Source organism: Ensifer sp. Root423 (genome assembly GCF_001426275.1).
Lineage (GTDB): Bacteria > Pseudomonadota > Alphaproteobacteria > Rhizobiales > Rhizobiaceae > Ensifer > Ensifer adhaerens.
Genome location: NZ_LMEG01000041.1, coordinates 1 through 1,403, shown reverse-complemented (window position 1 = coordinate 1,403; position 1,403 = coordinate 1). Strand labels below are relative to the sequence as shown.

Sequence of the window (1,403 nt, the reverse complement as noted above, 5' to 3'; positions counted from 1 at the left end):
CATAGTCGTCTCCGAATTCGTCCCCGCGCCGCGATCGGCGCCCCTGTTCAACGAGGGCGGAAATGCCGCCCGGCGCGCTGTCTTGGTAAAGCATTTGCAGGTCGAGGCAATCCGCCCCGATTTCACTTTCGATTTCAATGTTTAACGCCGCCGCATGTTCCCGCGAATCCTAGCGGAATCAAGCGACATGCAGCAAATCCGAGGCGAACCCGCGGACACGCGGGCACCACGGGCCTAACCGGCAGCCTTCGCCGCCTTCTTGGCTGCCTTCACCGCCTCGTACCGCTCGCGCAGCAGCCGTGCCCGGCCAGGCTTGATCTCCTGGCGTGCGCGGCCAAAGGCGACGGCGTCGGCCGGCACATCCTCGGTGATGACGCTGCCGGAGGCGACCAGGGCGCCGTTGCCGATCGTCACCGGCGCAACCAGAGACGAGTTCGAGCCGATAAAGGCATTTTCGCCGATCCGCGTCTCGTGCTTGTTCACACCATCGTAATTGCAGGTGATCGTGCCGGCGCCGATGTTGGTGCCTGCGCCGACGAACGCATCGCCGATATACGTCAGGTGATTGACCTTGGCGCCGGCGCCGATCTCAGCCTTCTTGACCTCGCAGAAATTGCCGACCTTGGAGTTTTCGCCGAGATCGGCACCCGGGCGACGGACCGACCGTCGCGCCGGCGCGCACCGTCGCACCCTCGACATGCGAGAAGGCATGAATGATCGCGCCGCTCTCGACGCGCACGCCCGGGCCGAAGACGACATTCGGCTCGACCAGGACATCCTGCTCCAGCGCGGTATCCCAGGCGAGAAACACGGTTTCCGGCGCGATCATCGATACGCCCGACAGCATCAGCTCGTGGCGGCGGCGCTGCTGCCAAAGCCGCTCGATGAAGGCGAGCTCGGCGCGCGTGTTGCAGCCAGTCAGTTCTTCTTCGGGGGCCTCGACGGCAATCGCCTGCCCACCGATCTCGCGGACGATCTCCACGAGGTCGGTCAGGTAATACTCGCCCTTGACGTTGGCGTTACCGATGCGGCCGAGAAGATCGAGTGCCTTGCGACCGTCGATCGCCATCAGGCCGCCGTTGCAATAGGTGATGCGGCGCTCTTCTTCCGTTGCGTCCTTGTGCTCGCGAATGGCGASCAGCGCGCCGTCCTTKACGATCAGGCGGCCGTAGCCCGACGGGTCTGCCGCCTCGAAGCCGATCACCACCACATCGTTGCCGGCCGCAAGTCCCTCGCGAGCGGCCCGAAGTGGTTCAGGCTGGATCAGCGGCGTGTCGCCGAAAACGACGAGAATGTCGTCGAACCCCTTTGCGATGGCGTCGCGGGCAGCAAGCACCGCATGGCCGGTGCCGAGCCGTTCCTTCTGCAGATAGGACGAAACCGACACGCCGCCGATGTCGGCG

The 1,403-nt window shown here is 64.9% G+C and carries 1 pseudogene; it reads right to left on the bottom strand.

Going from position 1 to position 1,403, the window contains the following annotated elements:
* Positions 1-234: 234 nt before the first annotated feature.
* Positions 235-1,403 (bottom strand): annotated as a pseudogene (gene glmU, locus ASD01_RS25365) (bifunctional UDP-N-acetylglucosamine diphosphorylase/glucosamine-1-phosphate N-acetyltransferase GlmU); the annotation flags it as partial.